The sequence below is a fragment of the Streptomyces sp. NPDC093546 genome (assembly GCF_044765045.1).
Taxonomy (GTDB): domain Bacteria; phylum Actinomycetota; class Actinomycetes; order Streptomycetales; family Streptomycetaceae; genus Streptomyces.
In genome coordinates, this window is sequence record NZ_JBIWJG010000010.1 from 181,807 (window position 1) to 200,922 (window position 19,116).

A 19,116-nucleotide genomic window follows, 5' to 3' on the forward strand; every position below is an offset into this window, starting at 1 on the left:
TCCCGCCGTCCCACTGTCAGACCTCCGTGGTCCACTGTTCTTGATCGGAGAACAACCATCGGGGGAGACACATCATGGGGAACCGTCCGTACGACGCACGGTACGTGGAGGTCCACCGGGCGGCGGTGGCCGCCATCGACCTCCTGCGTCGCCTCGCTGCCGAACAGAACGGGGGCGACGCCCCTCCGCTGCCCGCTGATGCCGAGGTGGTGCGCCGTCTGGGGGGTACGCCGCGCAACCGGTACCCCCGGTCGGTGGGCCGCCCCGAGTGGCTGGCCGAGGCATGGCGCCGCTGCGACCTGCCGGCGGACGCCCAGGTGCTCCACCCGACGCCTCCGGCCGACGGGCGCGAGGCACTCGAGCGCCTGCGGCATGACGTGGCGGAATTCCCGCTCGCCGCCGGCCGCCGCTCCGCCCTCGATCACCGGCTGGCGACGGCGTACGAGGCCGGGACGCTCACGGCGGGCGACGTCGTCGAGGTGTACCCGGCGCGCTGGACGATGCCGGTCCCCATGGAATCCGACCTCGGCCGGGCCCGCCGCGCCTTCGAACGGGAGGTGCGGCTGTACCTGACGACCACCCTGGGAACCGAGCCGACCGCCTGGCTCAAGCTGCTCACCACTGTCGACGACGCGTGCCGGCCCGGTGGCGCAGGCCCCGACACCCGGCTCAGCTGGCCCGCCCTGGCACAGCGGTCCCAGGACACGGAGGCGGTCGACCCCGCCCGCCTGCTGCCCGACCGCCCGCCCACGGGCCGCGCGATCGAGGACCGGCTGTTCCACGGTCAGTGGTGGTGGCCGACGGGCGAGGTACTGCTGCGGTGCGACGCCGACGTCCTGGACGCCCTGATGCCCGAACTTCCGCCCGGTACGGGCAGGTTGCTGGCGCAGTACGTCGTCGCCCTCCGCCACGGCACGCCGAGGGCGGTCCTTGAGTACCTCCTGCGCAGCCGTGACCGTGAAGCCCTGCTGGTGATCGCCCGCGGAATCGACCTGACCCGGGGCACCGCGCTACGGCTCCTGGAGTACGGCGATCCGAAGGTCCACCTCGCCGTCCTGGACAATCACTTCTACGTCTGCGCCGAGGAGCGCCGCCAGGCCCTCACCGACCCGGCGGTGCCGCTCGCACCGTACGTCGACCGCATTCCGTGGGGAGCGCTTCCCGACTGCCTCCACGCCATCGAGCCGGAACTCGTCGAGGCGGCGTTCGCCAGCACGCACCGGGAGTCGTTCAAAATGCCGGAGCAGCTGACAGGCTGCCTCAACGTGCTGCGCCACGGGGGACCGGCCCGGCTGTCGGCCCTGCTCGCCACCGGACTCGTGGGCCCGGCGGTCACCCGCATCTGCGAGAAGGCGCTGGCCACCGCCGACCCGCTCGCGGCCCTCCGCGCCCGGGCGGACAAGGAGCTGACCACGCCGAAGCTCGCCTCGCGCCTGCGCCGCCTCGGCCCGCGGGCCGGCGCGCGCGCCGCGGACCGGCTGATGGAGCTCCTCGCGAACCCCGACTGGGATTACCTGGAGGCGGAGCACGCCCGCGAGCCGTTCCGGTACTGGCCACAGATGGTGAACCGCCCCGGCACACCGCCCGACGTGGCGGCCCGCCACATCGACGCGATACGCGGCGACTACCGCAGGCACCGCTCCTACGCCGCGAACTGGCTCGCGGACGGGAGCACGCTGTGGGCCGGACTGGGCTACAGCAGCGATCAGGAGAAGGAGACGGGCCCCCTCGAGGAGTTGCTCACGGAGGGGCTCGTCACCCCCGAGGACCTGCTGCGGCGGGTGGGCCGGGGCCCGTGCGTCCTGCGCCACCTCGGCGACGCCCGGCACCGACCGGACGCCCCGCCGCAGATCGGCGAAGCGGTGGAGCAGCTCACGGCCCTGGTCCGTACGCACCTGCCGGTGGCGGACGAAGCTGCCTGGCATCGGCTGTACCACCGACTGGCGGGCTGCGATCCGCGAAGCCCGGAACTCGGCACGATCGAGGAGCTGCTGACCGCGAGCTCCTGACCGCGGAGCGCTGAAGCGCTGTACACGACGGTGCGGTGGGCGGGGAGCTCGCGGACTCGCCGCCCCCTCGGGGCCCGCTCGCCCACGGCCTACGATGAGGCCGTGGGGACCTGTTCGCGGGCTGGCTGCTCCTCGTCCTCGGATTCGCCGCTCTGCGGCTCATTTCGGCCAACTCGGGTAACAGGGCCACCAACCGCACCGCTGATGTCTGTCGGGTCCGTAAGGCTCATCCGGAGCTTGACCGATGGACCTGCGGGGACGTAATTTCAGCGCACCGACCCGTGAGCGCTGGAAAGGAGGCGATGTCGGATGTTCACCTTCTCCGACCTGCATCGCCTCGCCCACCAGGCCGCCTGGGTTCCGGGTCGCGTCGCACACGGCTGCTAAGCGGCCTTTCTTCCGGTCTGCCCGATTGAGGCCCCGGCATCCTTTTGTTTTCCTTCACCGCCTGCGGCACGTCGTTACGTGCCCATTCATGCGGGTTCTTGAGCTGCGCCACCGAAATAGAAGGCTTTCACATGGCGACTTGGACAAACAGATCGACCGCGCCCGGAAACGAGGACGTGCTGTGGTAGCGGCGCGGATCACGGTCAACGGGAAAGAAGCACCGATTTCCCCGGCCGCACCCCACACCACGGTGCTGGACTTTCTGCGCGAGCGCGGTCTCACCGGCACCAAGGAGGGCTGCGCCGAGGGCGAATGCGGCGCCTGTTCCGTGCTGGTGGCCCGCCCCGGGACGGACAAGCCCACCGACTGGGTGGCGGTCAACGCCTGCCTGGTGCCGGTCGCGGCCCTCGACGGTCAGGAGATCGTCACCTCCGAGGGTCTCGCCACCACCGACGAAGCCGGCGGGCCCGCCGTACTGCACCCGGTGCAGGAGGAGATGGCGGTCCGCGGCGGCTCCCAGTGCGGTTACTGCACACCGGGCTTCGTCTGCAGCATGGCCGCCGAGTACTACCGGCCCGGCCGCTGCGCGCACGCGGCGCCCGCCGACGGCGAAACCGACCCCGAGCACGGGCCGAACGGCTTCGACCTGCACGCGCTGAGCGGAAACCTGTGCCGCTGCACCGGGTACCGCCCGATCCGCGATGCCGCGTTCGCCGTCGGCGAGCCCGCCGAGGACGACCCGCTGGCCCAGCGCCGCGAGCAGTCCCCGCCGCAGCCGGTCGCCACCGCGTACACCCAGGGCGACAGCGCGTTCCTGCGGCCCGGCACCCTGGCCGAAGCGCTGCGGCTGCTGCGCGAGCGGCCCGACGCGGTGGTGGTCGCCGGATCCACCGACTGGGGCGTGGAGGTGAACATCCGCTCCCGCCGCGCGCGTTGCGTGGTCGCCGTCGACCGGCTGCCCGAACTGCGGGAGCTGCGCACCGAGTCCGGCCACATCGAGATCGGGGCAGCGCTGACGCTCACCGAGATCGAACGCCGCCTCGACGGGAGCGTCCCGCTGCTGGCGCAGCTGTTCCCGCAGTTCGCCTCCCGGCTCATCCGCAACAGCGCGACCCTCGGCGGCAACCTGGGTACCGGCTCCCCGATCGGCGACAGCCCGCCGGTGCTGCTCGCGCTGGACGCGACGCTGGTGCTCGCCGACGCCGACGGAGAGCGTGAGATCCCCCTCTCCGACTACTTCACCGGCTACCGGCAGAGCGTGCGCCGCCCCGGTGAGCTGATCCGCGCGGTACGCGTCCCGCTGCCGCTGTCACCGGTCGTGGCCTTCCACAAGATCGCCAAGCGGCGCTTCGACGACATCTCCAGCGTGGCAGTCGCCTTCGCGCTCGACATCGAGGACGGCATCGTCCGCAAGGCGCGCATCGGCCTCGGCGGCGTGGCCGCCACCCCGATCCGCGCCCTCGCCGCCGAGGCGGCCCTGGAGGGCAAGCCGTGGACGGCGGAGAACGTCGAGGCGGCGGCCCAGGTGCTGCGGGCCCAGGGCACGCCGATGGACGATCACCGCGCCAGCGCCGGCTATCGCTCCGCGATGCTCGGCCAGAGCCTGCGGAAGCTGTACGCGCAAACCACCGAGGCGGTGTCGTCATGAGCCATTTGTCCGAGCGTCCCGAAAAGCCCGTCGTCGGCGTCTCGATGCCGCACGAGAGCGCCCACCTGCACGTCACCGGCGCCGCGCTCTACACCGACGACCTGGTCCACCGCACGAAGGACGTGCTGCACGCCTACCCGGTCCAGGTCATGAAGGCCCACGGCAGGATCACGGCCCTGCGCACCGAGCCCGCGCTCGCCGTGCCCGGTGTGGTCCGCGTGCTGACCGGTGCCGACGTACCCGGCGTCAACGACGCCGGAATGAAGCACGACGAACCGCTCTTCCCCGACGAGGTCATGTTCCACGGCCACGCGGTGGCCTGGGTCCTCGGCGAGACCCTGGAGGCGGCCCGGCTCGGTGCGGCGGCCGTCGAGGTGGAACTCGACGAACTGCCCTCCATCGTCACGCTGCGGGACGCGATCGCGGCGGGCAGCTTCCACGGCGCCCGGCCCGTGATGGAGACCGGCGACGTGGACGCCGGCTTCGCCGACTCCGCGCACGTGTTCACCGGCGAGTTCCAGTTCTCCGAGCAGGAGCACTTCTACCTCGAGACGCACGCGGCGCTGGCCCATGTCGACGAGGCCGGGCAGATGTTCGTCCAGAGCAGCACCCAGCACCCCTCGGAGACGCAGGAGATCGTCGCGCACGTGCTCGGGCTGCACAGCCACGAGGTCACCGTGCAGTGCCTGCGCATGGGCGGCGGCTTCGGCGGCAAGGAGATGCAGCCGCACGGCTTCGCGGCCGTCGCCGCGCTCGGCGCCCGGCTGACGGGCCGGCCGGTGCGGCTGCGGCTCAACCGGACGCAGGACCTGACCATGTCCGGCAAGCGGCACGGCTTCCACGCCACGTGGAAGATCGGCTTCGACGCCGACGGCCGCATCCAGGCCCTCGACGCCACCCTGACCGCGGACGGCGGCTGGAGCCTGGACCTGTCCGAGCCGGTGGTGGCCCGCGCGCTGTGCCACATCGACAACACCTACTGGATCCCCAACGCCCGCGTCGCCGGTCGCATCGCCAAGACCCACAAGGTCTCCAACACCGCCTTCCGTGGCTTCGGCGGACCCCAGGGCATGCTGGTGATCGAGGACATCATGGGCCGGTGCGCGCCGCTGCTCGGCCTGGACCCGATGGAGCTGCGGGAGCGCAACTTCTACCGGCCGGGCCAGGGCCAGACGACGCCGTACGGACAGCCGGTCACCCACCCCGAACGGATTTCCGCCGTCTGGCAGCAGGTCAAGGACAACGCCGGCATCGACGACCGCCGGCGCGAGATCGCGGCCTTCAACGCCGCGCACCCGCACACCAAGCGGGCGCTCGCGATCACCGGCCTGAAGTTCGGGATCTCGTTCAACCTCACCGCCTTCAACCAGGGCGGCGCGCTGGTGCTGATCTACAAGGACGGCTCCGTCCTGATCAACCACGGCGGCACCGAGATGGGCCAGGGCCTGCACACCAAGATGCTGCAGGTCGCCGCGACCACGCTGGGCATCCCGCTGCACAAGGTGCGGCTGGCCCCGACCCGGACCGACAAGGTGCCCAACACCTCCGCCACCGCCGCCAGCGCCGGAGCGGACCTCAACGGTGCGGCGGTGAAGAACGCCTGCGAGCAGCTGCGCGCGCGGCTGCTGCAGGTGGCCGCCACCCAGCTGGGCGGGAACGCCTCGGACGTACGCATCGTCGAGGGCGTCGCGCGGATCCTCGGCAGCGACAGGGAGCTGGCCTGGGACGACCTGGTGCGCACCGCGTACTTCCAGCGCGTCCAGCTGTCGGCGGCCGGTTTCTACCGGACCGAGGGCCTGCACTGGGACGCGAAGGCGTTCAGGGGCTCGCCGTTCAAGTACTTCGCACACGGCGCCGCCGCGACCGAGGTGGAGGTGGACGGCTTCACCGGCGCGTACCGCATCCGGCGGGTGGACATCGTGCACGACGTGGGCGACAGCCTGTCCCCGATGATCGACATCGGTCAGGTCGAGGGCGGTTTCGTGCAGGGCGCGGGCTGGCTGACGCTGGAGGACATGCGCTGGGACACCGGTGACGGGCCGCACCGCGGCCGGCTGCTGACGCAGGCGGCGAGTACGTACAAGCTGCCGAGCTTCTCGGAGATGCCTGAGGAGTTCCACGTCACCCTGCTCGAGAACGCCACCGAGGAGGGCGCGGTGTACGGGTCCAAGGCGGTGGGCGAGCCCCCGCTCATGCTGGCCTTCTCGGTCCGGGAGGCGCTGCGGCAGGCCGCCGCGGCGTTCGGGCCGGACGGAGTCAGCGTGGAACTCGCCTCGCCCGCGACACCGGAGGCGGTGTACTGGGCGATCGAAGCGGCCGGCGGCGGCGACGCGGGCAGCGAGGCCCCCGCCCACGCGACCGCTCTGAGCAATGCCTGACATGACCTGGGTGGCCGCGGTCGCGCGGTTGCGAGCCCGCCGGGAACCCGGCGTGCTCGTGACCGTCGCGACCGTGCGCGGCCACGCACCCCGCAGGGCCGGCGCCAAGCTCGTCGTGGGGCGGAACGACACCTGGGGTTCGATCGGCGGCGGCAACATCGAGGCCGTCGCGATCGATCGGGCCCGCGAGCTGGTCACCACGCCCGACGCGGAGCCGGAGCTGATGGACTTCGCCCTCAACGACAAGGTCACCGGCCGGCACGGCGTGCAGTGCTGCGGCGGAGCCGTCACCGTACTGCTCGAACCACTGCCGGTGGTCCCGGCGGTGGCGATCTTCGGCGTCGGGCACGTCGGCCTGGAGCTGGCGCGCGTCCTGGCCCGCCACGACCTGGACCTGCACCTGGTGGACACCCGCTCCGACATGCTCACCGACGAACGGCTCGGCGTGCTCGCGGACGCGGTGGCGCAGGTCCACGTGCACCACACGCCGCTGCTTCCGGAGGAGGTGCTCGCCGAGCTGGCGCCCGGCACCCACGTCCTGATCATGACGCACGATCACGCCGAGGACGCCGCGCTGTGCGACGCAGCCCTGCGCACCCCCGCTCTCGGCTCGATCGGACTGATCGGCTCAGCCGCCAAGTGGGCGCGCTTCCGGCACCGGCTGGCCACCGAGGGCGGCCACGACGCCGCCGCGATCGACCGGATCAGAACCCCGATCGGCGTCACCGGGATCACCGGCAAGGAACCCGCCACGATCGCGGTGAGCGTCGCGGCGGATCTGCTCCTGGCCTTCGAGCGGGACCGCCGCTGAGACACGGGGGCCGCCGGCCCGTCGTGGGGCCGGCGGCCAGGGGAGTAGGAGGTCAGGAGGCGGAGGCGGTTTCCGACTCGAGGCCGCGGGCGGTGACCAGGTGGGCCGTGCCGTCGGCGAGCCGGTACGACAGGCCCACGACCGCGACCCGCCCGCCCGCGACCGCTTCGGACAGGACCTTGGAGCGGTCCAGCAGGAGATCGACGGTGTGCCGGATGTGCTCGCTGATGAAGTCCGCGTCCTCGGTACGGCCGGCGGCGCGGGTGGCCAGCACGCTCGGAGTCACCCTCTCGATCACGTCCCGGACGTAGCCGCCCGCGGTCGTGCCCTCCTCGACGGCGGCGCGGGTGGCCGCGACCGCGCCGCAGGCGTCATGGCCGAGGACCACGACCAAGGGGCTGCCGAGCACGCTGACCGCGTACTCGATGCTGCCCAGCACCTCGGAGCCCGTGACGTGCCCGGCGGTCCGTACGACGAAGAGGTCGCCGAGCCCACGGTCGAACACGATCTCGGCGGCCAGCCGGGAATCGGAGCAGCCGAACATCACGGCGAAGGGGTACTGGGCCGGCGCGGTCTCGGCCCGCCGAGCAGCGTCCTGGTTGGGATGTTCCGGCGAACCAGCGACAAACCGCTTGTTGCCAGCCAACAGCACCTCGAAGGCTTCACGGGGCGTCAATGCCTGGGCAGTAGTCATGAGGCCAGATTACGGCCTTGGCCTCGCAGGATGGCGCAGCGGGGCGCTCGGCACCGCCCGGACGGTCCGCGGGCCTGCCCGGCCCGTGCCCACATGCCCGGCTGGTCCCGTCTCGTCACCGCGCGGCCTCGTCACCGTGCGGCCTCGTCGGTGCACGGCTCGGCCGCCCCATGGCGCTCCGCCGGCGAGGGCAGCCCTTCCAGCAGGTGGCGCAGCGCGCTCCCGACCAGACGGCACACGTCGTCCGCGTCCGCGTCGGCCAGGGGCTGCCTGCCCACCACCACCCGCATCAGGCCGATGCCCAGGAGCCACGACAGGGCGAGGTCGGCGCGCAGCCCCCGGTCGTCCGCGGTGCTGAGGGTGGCCAGGGCGCGGGCGTACTCGTCGCCCAGCGCCGTCACCACCGCCGCCACCTCGTCGTCGCCGCCCACCGACCGCAGCAGCGTCTCCAGCGACCGGTCCACCCCCGCGTGCTCCGCCTCCGCGGGCTTCCCCTCTGCCGTGGGGCGCAGCAGGCTCCGCACCACCACCTCGACCAACTGCTCCGGGGGTGTGCTGCGCAGCTGCGCGTGCCCGCCCCGCGCGACCACCTCACCGAACAGGGCCTGCTTCGAGCCGAAATGGCGGAACAGCAGTGCCTGGTTGACCCCCGCGCGTGCGGCGATCTCCCGTACCGTCGCCCGCTCGTACCCCCGCTCGGCGAACAGGGCGGAAGCGGCCATGAGCAGCCGGTCCCGGGTGGCCGTACCCGCCCGCGGCCGCTCCGCCTCCGCCCCGCCGGCCCCCGGCACGGCCTCCGCCTCCGCCTTCGCGACCACCTTCGCACCCGCCACTTTCCGCCACCCCTCACTCGTCCGGCGCACCGTCCAAGGCCCCTCGCCCCAGGCGCCGTTGACTGTCCACCCGCCCCACCATAGGTTCGTAAGCAGCTGCTTACACCAGGGAGGTCACCCCCGATGACGACCACTGACGAGCAGGCTCCGCTCGTCTACCCGTTCAACGAACCCGAAGGGCTCGGCCTGGCCGAGGCGTACACGGAGGCGCTCGAACACCCCGGACTGTTACGCGTACGGATGGCCTACGGCGAGCCCGCCTGGCTGGCCACCCGGTACGCCGACGCCCGCCTGGTCCTCGGCGACCGGCGCTTCAGCCGGGCGGACGCGCTGCAGCACGACGAGCCGCGCCAGTCGGAGGGGCGGCAGGACGCCGGCATCCTCAGCATGGACCCGCCCGAGCACACCCGGCTGCGCACGCTGGTGGCGAAGGCCTTCACGGTGCACCAGGTGGAGAAGCAGCGCCCGCAGGTACGGGAACTGGCGCACGCCTTCCTCGACGAGATGGAGGCCGCCGGACCGCCCGCCGACCTCGTCGAGTCCTACGCGCTGCCCATCCCGGTCGCCGTGATCTGCCGGATGCTGGGCGTACCGGAGGAGGACCGGCCGAAGTTCCGGTTGTGGAGCGACGCCGCCCTGTCGACCAGCTCGCTGACCGCCGAGGAGTTCCAGCGCAACCGCGACGAACTGCGCGCCTACATGGCCGCGTTGATCGAGGACCACCGCGAAAACCCGCGCCCGGACCTGATGACCGGGCTGATCGAGGCCCGTGACACCGGCGACCGGCTCACCGAGCTGGAACTGGTCGACCTGTGCGTCGGCATCCTCGTGGCCGGCCACGAGACCACGGCCAGCCAGATCCCGAACTTCCTCTACGCGCTCCTCGAACACCCCGACCAGCTCCAGCTGCTCCGTGAGCGGCCCGAGCTCATCGCGGGCGCGGTCGAGGAGCTGCTGCGCTTCGTCCCCCTCGGCAGCGCCGCGGCGTTCCCCCGCTACGCCAAGGAGGACATCGAGGTGGGCGGCACCCTCGTACGCGCGGGGGAGCCGGTACTGGTGGCGGTCGGCGCGGCCAACCGCGACGCGCTGAAGTTCGACGCACCGGGTCGGCTGGACGTCACCCGCACCGGGGTGCAGCACCTCGGCTTCGGCCACGGCGTCCACCACTGCCTGGGCGCGCCGCTGGCCCGCCTCGAACTCCAGGAGGCGCTCCAGGCGCTGATCACCCGCTTTCCCCGGATCCGCCTCGCGGGTGATGTCGCCTGGAAGAACGAGATGCTGGTCCGCGGCCCGCGCGCGATGCCGGTGGGGTGGTGACCGCCGTGACCTGGACCCTGGAGATCGCCCGGGACCAGTGCATGGGCTCGGGCATGTGCGCGGGTCTCGCCCCGGACCTGTTCCGGCTGGAGGGCGCGCAGGCCGAGCCGGTACGCGAGGAGCTCGCCCCCGACGAACGCGCCCTGGACGCGGCCGACTCCTGCCCGGCGCTGGCCATCGTCGTCCGCGACGGCCACCGCACCCTCGGCCCGCGCCCCTGAGTCGCGCCGCGCCCCTGAAACGCGCCGTGCCCCGGCCACCCGGTCGCCCGGCCACCCGACGGGTGGCCGCGCGGAGGGCCGCCACCCGGCTGAGGCGCAGATCGGGCGTCATCGGGCCCTGCTCGGCGTAGGGGCTGTCGGGCGCGGCGGTGCGGGTGATGACCGGCTGATGGCCCGACGGAGTCGGGGGTCGGCTTGGCCCAGTGGAAGCCCATGGCGGCGACGACGTCCAGCCTGCCGAGCCGCTTGAAGTCGGCGGGCTCGACGAGTTCGGCGTGAGCGACGGTGAGCCGGCTCGTGCGGTCGCAGGTGTCGATGTCCGGATGTGACAGGAGCTCGTCATTGCGGCCGTACCTGCCGGGCCCGACGATGTGGACATGTCCAAGATCAGTCACCGCGTCGTGATCGCGGTCTTCCCCGACGTCGATCTGCTCGACGTCACGGGGCCGGCCGAGGTCTTCACGCTGGCCAACCGGGAGTCCGGCGGCCGCGCCCGCTACCAGGTGCGCCTGGCCGGACCCGGGCGGGCCGGGGAGGCGGTGGCCACCTCCGCGGGCGTGCGCCTCCTCACCGACATCGGCTTCGCCGACGTCGGTGACGCGGTGGACACCCTCCTCGTCCCCGGCGCGGTGGAGGCGCACACCGACGGCCCCCGGCCCCGCATCGACCGCCACGTCGTGGACTGGATCAAGGACACCGCACCCCACGCACGGCGGATCGCCTCGGTGTGCGTGGGTGCCCACCTGCTGGCCGCGGCCGGCCTGCTGGACGGCAAGGCCGCGACCACCCACTGGTCGACGGCCGACCGGCTCGCCGCCGACCACCCTCGGGTCGCCGTCGACCCCGACCCGATCTTCATCCGCTCCGGCCGGGTGTGGACCGGAGCGGGCATCAGCGCCTGCCTCGATCTGGCCCTCGCCCTGGTCGCGGAGGACCACGGTGAGGACCTTGCGCTTGCGGTCGCCCGGCACCTGGTGGTGTACCTCAAACGCCAGGGCGGCCAGAGCCAGTTCAGCGTCCCGATCAGCCGCCCGCCGGCATCCCGCAGGGACATCGACGAGCTGCGCCTCTACGTCGCCGACCACCTCACCGCGGACCTGTCGGCGGCCGCGCTGGCGGCGCGCATGTGCCTGAGCGAGCGTCACTTCGCCCGCGTCTTCACCCAGGAGACCGGGACGACACCCGCCGCGTACGTCGAGGCCCTGCGGGTCGAGGCCGCCCGCCGCCTGCTGGAAACCACCGACCAGTCCCTGGAGGACATCGCCCGGGTCACCGGGCTCCGCTCCGTGGAAACCCTCCACCGCGCCTTCCGGCGGCAGATCGCCACGAGCCCGGCCGCGTACCGGCGCCGCTTCCGTACGACCACGACCACGGCCTGACGACAGGCCGGTTCCACCCCATCCGACCTCCGAGAGGAAGACAGCCATGCCTACGTCCACGACACTGCGCGACGTCATCGGGCTGAACAACGAGCTCCCCACGCTCGCCGACGCCACCCTGATCATGATCGACTTCCAGAACACCTACCGCACCGGCGTCATGGCCCTGGAGGGAGGCGAGGTGGCCCTCGCCGCCGGCGCGCGGCTGCTGACCGCCGCCCGGGCGCAGGGCACGCGCGTGGTGCACGTCGTCAACGACGGCGGCGAGGGCACCCCGTACGACATCCGCGCCGAGATCGGCGCCATCAGCCCCGAGGTCGCCCCGGTCGAGGGGGAGCCGGTGGTGGTCAAGAGGTTCCCCAACGCCTTCCACGACACCGAGCTGGAGAAGACGCTGCGCGACCTGGGCGCGGGTCCGGACCTGGTGCTGGCCGGATTCATGACCCACATGTGCGTCACCTTCACCGCCCAGGGCGCCTTCAACCTCGGCTACCGCCCCACCGTCGTCGCCGAGGCCACCGCCACCCGCTCGCTCCCCGCCCCCGACGGCACCGCCCTGCCCGCCGAGGTCCTCCACAACGCCGCCCTGACCACCATCGGCGACCTGTTCGGCCCCGTCGCGCGCCGCGTGCGGGACCTCACGCCCTGACGGCCGTCTTGACGGCCTGGGAGGAGCCGAGGCCCGCTCCCTAGGATGGCCCGTATGGCACATGGGGGAGCGGGAGCCGGAGTGGCGACGCGTGAGACGTACCAGGGCGGGGTGGCCGCGGCCCTGCGCCTCGCCGACGGCATGCCGTTGGAACGCGCGCTGGCCACCGCGGATCCCTGCGCGTGGCTGGCGCTGGACGCGGGGGTGCGGGACGTCCCGTGGTACGGGCTCGGCGTTCCGGGGGCACGCCGGTACGCCCGCCCGCGGATCGACGAGCTGGGCGGGTTCGACGATCCCCGGCTCGCACTCGCCCTCTGCCACCGCGACGGGCGCGTCCGTGAAGCGGCGGTGCACCGGTCGAGGCACCGCCCCGACCTGCTGCCGCTGGTCGTCGTCCGCTGTGCCGACTGGGCCGCACCGGTACGCGAACGCGCCCGCCACGTCCTGCGCGAGGCCCTCGACGTACCCGCCGCCGTCGCCCTCGCCGCGCTGATCCTGCGTGTCGGCAGGCGGCAGAGGGGCGCCTTCGGCGAGGGCCTGCTGGAGGAGACCCTGCGCCACGCTCCCCGTGAGCGGTTCTCGGCGCTCTTCACCGACCCGGACCGCGCCGTGCGGCGGTTCGCGTACCGCCTCGCCCTCGCGCGGCGGCTGCTGAGCCCCGCCGAACTGGCCCGCGCCGCCCACCAGGACGCTGACACCGTCGTCCAGGACCTCTGCGCCAGTGCGGCCCTCGCCACTCTGGCCGACCTGCGGGACGGCGACGTGTTGGGCGACGTGCCGGACGACGTGCTCACCCCGCTGCTGACCGCCCGCAACCCGCGTACGCGTTCGGCGGGCGTCACGGCCCTGCGGGCGGCCGGGCAGCCGCACCGGGCGGAGGCGTACCTGGCGGACCGGTCGGCACTGGTGCGCGCCTGCGCGCGGTACGTGGTGCGGCAGCACGGAGACGATCCGGCCGCCCGCTACCGGCGATGGTGCGCGGAGCCGCAGGACCCCGCAATCGCGCCGGGCGCGGTCATCGGCCTGGCCGAGTGCGGAGACCGTGCGGACGCCGGGACGCTGTGGCCGCTCGTCGACCACCCGGCGGCGGGCGTCCGGGCCCAGGCGCTCGCGGGGCTGCGAGCCCTGGACGTCACGGACGTGGCACGCCTGCGGCCCCTGCTCGACGACCCGGCCCCCGCCGTCGTACGCCAGGCCACCGTCTCCCTGCTGCCCTGTGCGAAGCAGCTGCCCGCGCCATGGCTGATGGAGCGCACCGGGCCCCACCGGCTGCGGCACGTGCGCCTGGCCGCGTTCCGGCTGCTCGACGCACGGGGCGGCATCGTGGCGCTGCGCGCCGCCGTGGGACTGCTGAACGACCCGGACGACAAGCTCCGCACCTGGGCCGGCCAGTCCGTCCAGCGCTGGCACCCGGCGACGGACGAACCGCACGGCGCCGCCGAGGTCGGCGAGCTCCTCGACCGGAGCAGGCACCTGTTCAGCGACTATGTGCTCGAGCGGCGCAAGCGGGAAGCCGGCGTGGGCGGCTGAGGCTTTCAGGTGAACAGGGGAGCACCTGGCCTGACGCCGTTTCGCCACGGCACCGGCGGGAAAGGCTGGGAGCGCTCGCTTGTGCCCTGTCCGGTGCGGGACGTGGAGGACGGCATGGTGACAGCCGACGGCATGGTGACAGCCGACCCCGACGCTGTCGGCGGCCCCAAAGCCTGGAGCCGGGGCACCCTACGGGAAGACGACTGGCTGATCACCCTGCCGTCCGCCTGGGCGGAGAACCTTCGGAGCGCGGGACCGGGCGCCGCCGGCACGGCCCTGCCGCCCCCACCGGCCGCGCTCGTCACCCGCGTCACAGAGCAGTTGAGCGGCGGCCCGGGAGTGGCGGTGGTACGCGGATGGCCGCTCGACGGCCGCACCGAGGAGGAGTGCTGCGCCCTGGCCCACTGGTTCGGCTCGTACCTGGGCACGCCTCGACCGCCGAACACCGCCCGTCAGGGACATGCGGTCCTCACCGCACAGCTCCCGGCCGGCCACCCGTCGGCGGACCCCGCGCACCAGGGCAGGGACGATGGGGACCTGGCCTTCCACACCGACCGTGCAGGGCCCCCCGGGCCGCCGCGCCTGCTCGGCCTCCTCTGCGTACGCCAGGCGGCTCGCGGCGGCGAGTCGCTGCTCGCCAGCGGCCACACCGTGCACGACCGGCTGCTCGCCCGCCACCCGGCGGCCCTGCCCCGCCTGTACCGGGACTTCCACTTCGGCCGTGGCGACGGCTTCGACCGCGTCTACCCCGTCTTCCGTCGGCACGAGGGCCGTCTGCTGGTCCAGTACAACCGCCACTGGATCGAACGCGGCCAGCGTGAGGCCGCCGCACCCCTGTCGGCCGCGGACCTGGCGGCCCTGGACGCCTTCGACGACATCCTGACCGCCCCCGGCACCGCCGTCCCGGTCCGCCTGCGCCCGGGCGACCTCCTGCTGCTGGACAACGCGGCCGTCCTGCACGGCCGCACCGCCTTCACCGACACCCCTCACGATCCGCTGCGCCGGCGGTGCCTCGTACGCGTGTGGGTGGACTGACACCCGGCTTCCCTGGCCGGGTCCACACCCGCCCGCGCGGCCGCTCGGGCAGCGGTCCCGGGACCGGCGTCGCAGACCTGGTGGCATGGGCGAGGAGAAGACGTCGTGGCACCCCGGTGAGATCGTCCCGGCGAGCGGGATCTACGAGTGCGACTGCGGCGGCGAGCATCACTGGAGCACGGACGTGAAGGACCACCGCTTCCCGCCGCTGCCGGCCGGCTGCTCGGGCGCGTACTGGGCGCTGAAGACCCAGGCGCACCCGGAGGCCACCTCGGGTGACCCGCACTGGCGGTCGCCGGTCAGCCGCGGGCGGCGACGATCTGGCGGTCGACGGCGTCCTGCCAGTACTCGGCGACGGTCGGCGCCGAGCCGCCGCCCACCCCCCGTACGGGCGCGCCGAGGTCGGCTGCCGGGGTGGGGCGGGCCTTCGCCAGAACGGCGTGCTCGTCGCTTTCGTTGTGCCACGACGCGGTGGCGAAGACGTACTTCCCGCCCACCGCCAGGCGGGGGTTGCCGACGGGCTGCGTGAGCGTGACGGTGCCGCTCACCCCGCCCTTGAAGACGCGCCCGACGCGCACCTCGTACAGCTCCGAGGGGATTTCGGCGATGGTACGCCGCCCGGCGTGGCGGACGACGGTGCCGTGGAAGACGTCGTCGGCGCTGCCCGCCACTTCCCGGGCGCTCTCGGGGGCATGGCGGGCGATGGCCTCGCGCGGCGCGGCGGGGGAGGTGACGTACTGGTGGGTGAGATAGCCGGTGGTGGCGAGGACCGCCGTGGCGGCCACGGCGAGGGCGGCGGCGAGGTGCTTGTTCATGGTCTTCCCCCACGGGGCAGGCAGCGGTGTGCTTCGTGCTTCATCACGCCGATTCGTAGAAGGGCGGGCCTCCGCACCGCAGCTCAACGGCCCGCGTGTCACCCGGGCGCACGCACAAGTCGTACCGGCCACACCGCCGCCGACACGGTGGCCCGGCATCGGCGGCTCAACGGCGCGACCGCAGCCACCGACGTGCGGCGGACAGCGTGACCTCGATGTCATCGCTCCAAGAGCAGACCTCCAGCCACGCCAGACAGCCTGCTGCGCCACCGCGTCCTGCGGTTCCTCGTCGAGGAGCATCCGCTCGGCATGGCTGGGGCCCGGCGGCCACTCCCGAGGCGGCGCCGGACAGTGTCAAAGCGCTCTTCGCCGGGGTCCCCGGGGAGCCGGCGCTGGTGGACGCCTGCGACTTGCGCGCGTACGCACGCCGGCACGGACTGGCGCAGCCGGTCCGGACGCGCCTGGACACGACGTTCATCGAGATCCCCGCCCTGGAGGCGTTCGACGGGATCATCTGCGTCCCGGACACGACCCCGAGTGCCGACACGCCCCGGTAGGGGCGGCGAACGCGCCCGGCGTACGGACACGGCGTGGTCCAGGCGCAAGGGCGGGCGGCGGCCGGCCGACGAGGGCGGTATGACAACGCGTGGTCTGTTCGCCGTACACGGTTCTCTCTCCCGCCGCCTGCTCGTGGCAGCCGCCACCCCTGTTCGCCGTCTCGTCCGCCGCGGCCCTGCCGCCCCGGGCCCCGCCTGTGCGACGCGGCGTGGAACGACGTCGGCCTGGACCGCGTCCTCGGCGAGCTGGCCCGCCGCCGGACGCCTGCCGCGTTCTTCCTCACGGGCGAGTTCGCCGACCGGAACCCCCAGGTGGTCCGGAGGATCGCGGCCGCCGGGCACGGCCTGGGCAACCACTCCTACAGCCACCCGTTCTTCAAGGACCTGACGGCCCTGCCCGCGGTCAGTCCAGACAGAACTCGTTGCCCTCCGGGTCGGCCATCACGATGAAGCCGGCGCTCATCGGGGGAGCGGGCTCGAAGCGGCGTACCCGCGTCGCTCCGAGCGCGACGAGCCGGTCGCAGGCGGCCTCCAGCGCCGCCATCCGCTCCTCTCCCTCCAGCCCGGGAGCCGCACGGATGTCGAGGTGGACGCGGTTCTTGGCGACCTTGTCCTCGGGGACCTGCTGGAAGAACAGCCGGGGGCCGTGCCCCTCGGGGTCCTCGATGGCCGACCGCGTGCTGCGCTCCTCCTCCGGTACGCCGATCCGCGCGAGGAAGTCGTCCCACGCGGCCAGCGGGTCGGCGCCCTCGGGCAGGTCGACTCCGGGCGGGCCCGGGTGGACATAGCCGAGCGCGTCGCGCCAGAAGCACGACAGCGCCCGCGGGTCGTGGGCGTCGAAGGTGACCTGGATGTGGCGGCTCATCGGGTTGCTCCGTCCGTCGTGGGTTTCCTGAGGCTTCCTGCGGGCTTCCTGCGGGTTTCCCGCACGGGGAACGGTCCGCCGGGGACCGGCTGCGGATCGTCTCCGTCCGTGGGGTCACCCTGACACCTTGAGCGGACAGAACCGGTCCGCTTTTCTCCGAGCGGGTTCATCCCGTGCCGCAAAAGGGCCAGGAGTCGATGTCCCGGTAGTGGATCGGACCGGGGCCACGGCCGTAGTTGCTGCCGACCAGGTGCAGACGCTCGGCCTGCCACGTACGGCCGGTGAACGCGGAGAGTCCTGCGGCGGCCCGCACCACGCCGGAGGTGTCGTCGCGGCGGGCCCGGGCGAGCGTCAGGTGCGGATTCAGCGGCCGGTCGACGAAGGCGACACCATGGTCCTTGACCAACGTCCGCACCTCTCCCGCGAGCGACTGCAGACCTTCGAGGTCCCCGCCGATTCCACTCCACAGCACCCGCTCGTCGAAGTGCCCGCTGCCGCGCAGCGCCAGCCGCAGGGGCCGGCGCCCGGCCGCCAGTTCCGCGAGGGGCGGCTGCAGCAGCGCAACGGTGGACCGCGGCAGCTCACCGAGGAACGCCAGGGTGATGTGCCAGTCCTCGATGCGGTTCCACCGCAGGCGCGGGTGGGCGTCATAGGCGGACCGCAGCGCCTGCGCCAGCTCCTCCTTGGCGTCGTCGGGCGGAGCGAGGGCTATGAAGACACGGATGGTTTCGGCCGGAATCTGTTCGTTCACGAAGGACTTCGTACACCACTGGCGCCGGTCCCCGCTTTCCCCGTGGCACGCGGGAACGCCGGGAAGGGAAACCCGTTACCGACCTCGTAGCTCGTACGGCGAACCACCGGAGTGCGGACAGGGGTGAATCCTTCCGCGCCGGTCGTGCCTCTCATAGGTGTGCGGACGACCGCGTCCGCCGCGCACCCCGACCGGAAGGACCCCCATGACCACCGTCGTCATCGCCGCCGCGGCCGCCGTGCTGCTGCTGTGCGCGTGCACCGCCACCCTGCTGCGCCGCCGGAGGCGGCAGCGTGGCTGACCGCACCTGGCCCGGCGCGACCCTGGTCGCCGCGGCGCAACGCGGCGACGTCGAGGCGCTCACCGCGCTCGTGTACGGCTCCTACCCGCACGTGCAACGGTTCGCGCACTCGCTGTGCGCCACACCTCAAGACGCCGAGGACGCCGCCCAGGAAGCGCTGATCATCCTCTACCGAAAGATCGGCATGCTGCGCGCCTCCGGGGCGCTGGCGTCGTGGATGTTCCGGATCGTGCGCAACGAGTGCCTGCGCCGCACCCGCGCCCTGCTCCACCGCGGACCGGACGCCGAGGCGGGCGGGCTCGGTACGCCGGACCGGTTCGAGACGCTCGGCGGCACCACGCGGTCCGCCGAGGAGGACGTCCTGCTGCGCCTGGAAGCCGAACGCGTCGCAGCGGCCGTCGCGGCCCTGCCCGACGACCAGCGGCAGGTGCTGGTCATGCGGGACATCCAGGGCCTGCCCGGCCGCACCGTCGCCGACCGGCTCGGGCTCGGCACCGCCGCGATGAAGTCCCGCCTCCACCGGGCCCGTTCCGCGGTACGCAAAGCCCTGCGCGACGAACCGGCCGACACGAGGTGAACCGACGATGACCCCCGATGCGACCACGACGACACACTTCGCCGACCCTGGTGCCGGTGCACACGCCACACCGGCACCACAGACACCACTGGTATCACCACCACGCGGCCGCTTCGCGAGCGCCACCGTCCCACGCCATCTGACCCGCGGCGCCTTCGGCTTCGGCGCGCTTGCCGCCTCCCTGTCCCTCCTGCCGATCACCGGCCCGGCGAGCCTGCTGCTCGCCCCGGTGGGCCTGATCGCGCTGCGCGGCTGCCCCATGTGCTGGGCGATCGGCCTCGCGGAAACCGTCTCGGCCGGCCGACTGCGCCGGTCCTGCGCGAACGGGAGGTGCGACCTGACCCGCGCGAAACGCTAGG

General features: G+C 73.1%; 19 protein-coding genes. 14 read left to right on the forward strand and 5 right to left on the reverse strand.

Features of this window, described 5'->3' with window-relative positions:
• Positions 1–74: 74 nt before the first annotated feature.
• The 4 genes from ACIRNI_RS22455 (at position 75) to xdhC (ending at position 7,233) form a co-directional block, all read left to right on the forward strand.
• Entirely contained in the window at positions 75–2,009 is a 1,935-nt protein-coding gene (locus ACIRNI_RS22455; protein WP_403553597.1) for a hypothetical protein, read from the forward strand.
• A gap of 568 nt (positions 2,010–2,577) precedes the next feature.
• Positions 2,578–4,044 (forward strand): xanthine dehydrogenase small subunit, encoded by a 1,467-nt coding sequence (locus tag ACIRNI_RS22460; protein WP_403553599.1) that lies wholly within the window; start codon positions 2,578–2,580, stop codon positions 4,042–4,044.
• Positions 4,041–6,422: a xanthine dehydrogenase molybdopterin binding subunit gene (gene xdhB / locus ACIRNI_RS22465; RefSeq protein WP_403553601.1), complete on the forward strand. Its 2,382-nt coding sequence runs from the start codon at positions 4,041–4,043 to the stop codon at positions 6,420–6,422. The genes ACIRNI_RS22460 and xdhB overlap by 4 nt, the downstream gene beginning before the upstream one ends.
• Position 6,423: 1 nt before the next feature.
• Positions 6,424–7,233 (forward strand): xanthine dehydrogenase accessory protein XdhC, encoded by an 810-nt coding sequence (xdhC, locus tag ACIRNI_RS22470; protein ID WP_403553783.1) that lies wholly within the window; start codon positions 6,424–6,426, stop codon positions 7,231–7,233.
• Between the two features lie 52 nt (positions 7,234–7,285).
• Here xdhC and ACIRNI_RS22475 read toward each other — a convergent pair whose 3' ends face one another.
• Together ACIRNI_RS22475 and ACIRNI_RS22480 are read right to left on the reverse strand one after the other, a co-directional pair.
• A complete protein-coding gene (locus ACIRNI_RS22475) occupies positions 7,286–7,927 on the reverse strand; it encodes a carbonic anhydrase (protein ID WP_403553603.1) in 642 nt (213 codons plus the stop codon).
• 131 nt (positions 7,928–8,058) lie between these two features.
• On the reverse strand, positions 8,059–8,760 hold the full coding sequence (locus ACIRNI_RS22480) for a TetR family transcriptional regulator (protein ID WP_403553605.1): 702 nt from the start codon (positions 8,758–8,760) through the stop codon (positions 8,059–8,061).
• 123 nt (positions 8,761–8,883) lie between these two features.
• Between ACIRNI_RS22480 and ACIRNI_RS22485 the strand changes: the two genes are divergently transcribed.
• The 6 genes from ACIRNI_RS22485 (at position 8,884) to ACIRNI_RS22510 (ending at position 14,891) form a co-directional block, all read left to right on the forward strand.
• Positions 8,884–10,077, forward strand: a complete 1,194-nt coding sequence (locus tag ACIRNI_RS22485) for a cytochrome P450 (RefSeq protein ID WP_403553607.1) — start codon at positions 8,884–8,886, stop codon at positions 10,075–10,077.
• Between the two features lie 5 nt (positions 10,078–10,082).
• The gene (locus tag ACIRNI_RS22490; protein WP_403553609.1) at positions 10,083–10,298 is read left to right on the forward strand and encodes a ferredoxin; all 216 of its coding nucleotides are present in this window, start codon (positions 10,083–10,085) and stop codon (positions 10,296–10,298) included.
• A gap of 377 nt (positions 10,299–10,675) precedes the next feature.
• Positions 10,676–11,677, forward strand: coding sequence for a GlxA family transcriptional regulator (locus ACIRNI_RS22495; protein ID WP_403553611.1), 1,002 nt, complete (start codon positions 10,676–10,678; stop codon positions 11,675–11,677).
• A gap of 46 nt (positions 11,678–11,723) precedes the next feature.
• Positions 11,724–12,326 carry a cysteine hydrolase family protein gene (locus ACIRNI_RS22500; protein ID WP_403553613.1) on the forward strand — a complete coding sequence of 201 codons (603 nt, stop codon included), beginning with the start codon at positions 11,724–11,726 and terminating at the stop codon, positions 12,324–12,326.
• A gap of 54 nt (positions 12,327–12,380) precedes the next feature.
• The gene (locus tag ACIRNI_RS22505; RefSeq protein WP_403553615.1) at positions 12,381–13,856 is read left to right on the forward strand and encodes a hypothetical protein; all 1,476 of its coding nucleotides are present in this window, start codon (positions 12,381–12,383) and stop codon (positions 13,854–13,856) included.
• A 114-nt stretch (positions 13,857–13,970) separates the two neighbouring features.
• Positions 13,971–14,891, forward strand: coding sequence for a TauD/TfdA family dioxygenase (locus ACIRNI_RS22510; protein WP_403553617.1), 921 nt, complete (start codon positions 13,971–13,973; stop codon positions 14,889–14,891).
• Positions 14,892–15,190: 299 nt separating this feature from the next.
• Here the strand turns inward: ACIRNI_RS22510 and ACIRNI_RS22515 are convergent, their stop codons facing one another.
• On the reverse strand, positions 15,191–15,706 hold the full coding sequence (locus ACIRNI_RS22515) for a hypothetical protein (RefSeq protein WP_403553619.1): 516 nt from the start codon (positions 15,704–15,706) through the stop codon (positions 15,191–15,193).
• A gap of 395 nt (positions 15,707–16,101) precedes the next feature.
• On the opposite strand from ACIRNI_RS22515, the gene ACIRNI_RS22520 reads away from it, so the two are divergent.
• Complete coding sequence (locus tag ACIRNI_RS22520) at positions 16,102–16,263, forward strand: hypothetical protein (RefSeq protein ID WP_403553621.1); 162 nt, start codon at positions 16,102–16,104, stop codon at positions 16,261–16,263.
• Between the two features lie 33 nt (positions 16,264–16,296).
• Positions 16,297–16,713: a polysaccharide deacetylase family protein gene (locus ACIRNI_RS22525; protein ID WP_403553623.1), complete on the forward strand. Its 417-nt coding sequence runs from the start codon at positions 16,297–16,299 to the stop codon at positions 16,711–16,713.
• Here ACIRNI_RS22525 and ACIRNI_RS22530 read toward each other — a convergent pair.
• Both ACIRNI_RS22530 and thpR read right to left on the reverse strand, forming a co-directional pair.
• Positions 16,667–17,128, reverse strand: a complete 462-nt coding sequence (locus tag ACIRNI_RS22530; protein WP_403553625.1) for a VOC family protein — start codon at positions 17,126–17,128, stop codon at positions 16,667–16,669. The two genes, ACIRNI_RS22525 and ACIRNI_RS22530, sit on opposite strands and share 47 nt — an antisense overlap.
• A 166-nt stretch (positions 17,129–17,294) precedes the next feature.
• Positions 17,295–17,879, reverse strand: coding sequence for an RNA 2',3'-cyclic phosphodiesterase (thpR, locus tag ACIRNI_RS22535; RefSeq protein WP_403553627.1), 585 nt, complete (start codon positions 17,877–17,879; stop codon positions 17,295–17,297).
• A gap of 293 nt (positions 17,880–18,172) precedes the next feature.
• On the opposite strand from thpR, the gene ACIRNI_RS22540 reads away from it, so the two are divergent.
• Both ACIRNI_RS22540 and ACIRNI_RS22545 read left to right on the forward strand, forming a co-directional pair.
• Positions 18,173–18,757, forward strand: coding sequence for an RNA polymerase sigma factor (locus ACIRNI_RS22540; RefSeq protein ID WP_403553629.1), 585 nt, complete (start codon positions 18,173–18,175; stop codon positions 18,755–18,757).
• Between the two features lie 7 nt (positions 18,758–18,764).
• Positions 18,765–19,115, forward strand: a complete 351-nt coding sequence (locus ACIRNI_RS22545; protein WP_403553631.1) for a hypothetical protein — start codon at positions 18,765–18,767, stop codon at positions 19,113–19,115.
• Position 19,116 lies beyond the last annotated feature (1 nt).

What these genes read in the sequence shown, in the direction of transcription:
- xdhC (WP_403553783.1), top strand. Translation starts at nt 6,424, where the DNA reads ATGACCTGGGTGGCCGCGGTCGCGCGGTTGCGAGCCCGCCGGGAACCC.
- ACIRNI_RS22500 (WP_403553613.1), top strand. Translation starts at nt 11,724, where the DNA reads ATGCCTACGTCCACGACACTGCGCGACGTCATCGGGCTGAACAACGAG.
- ACIRNI_RS22455 (WP_403553597.1), top strand. Translation starts at nt 75, where the DNA reads ATGGGGAACCGTCCGTACGACGCACGGTACGTGGAGGTCCACCGGGCG.
- ACIRNI_RS22510 (WP_403553617.1), top strand. Translation starts at nt 13,971, where the DNA reads ATGGTGACAGCCGACGGCATGGTGACAGCCGACCCCGACGCTGTCGGC.
- ACIRNI_RS22545 (WP_403553631.1), top strand. Translation starts at nt 18,765, where the DNA reads ATGACCCCCGATGCGACCACGACGACACACTTCGCCGACCCTGGTGCC.
- ACIRNI_RS22475 (WP_403553603.1), bottom strand. Translation starts at nt 7,927, where the DNA reads ATGACTACTGCCCAGGCATTGACGCCCCGTGAAGCCTTCGAGGTGCTG.
- ACIRNI_RS22515 (WP_403553619.1), bottom strand. Translation starts at nt 15,706, where the DNA reads ATGAACAAGCACCTCGCCGCCGCCCTCGCCGTGGCCGCCACGGCGGTC.
- ACIRNI_RS22505 (WP_403553615.1), top strand. Translation starts at nt 12,381, where the DNA reads ATGGCACATGGGGGAGCGGGAGCCGGAGTGGCGACGCGTGAGACGTAC.
- ACIRNI_RS22485 (WP_403553607.1), top strand. Translation starts at nt 8,884, where the DNA reads ATGACGACCACTGACGAGCAGGCTCCGCTCGTCTACCCGTTCAACGAA.
- ACIRNI_RS22495 (WP_403553611.1), top strand. Translation starts at nt 10,676, where the DNA reads ATGTCCAAGATCAGTCACCGCGTCGTGATCGCGGTCTTCCCCGACGTC.
- xdhB (WP_403553601.1), top strand. Translation starts at nt 4,041, where the DNA reads ATGAGCCATTTGTCCGAGCGTCCCGAAAAGCCCGTCGTCGGCGTCTCG.
- ACIRNI_RS22530 (WP_403553625.1), bottom strand. Translation starts at nt 17,128, where the DNA reads ATGAGCCGCCACATCCAGGTCACCTTCGACGCCCACGACCCGCGGGCG.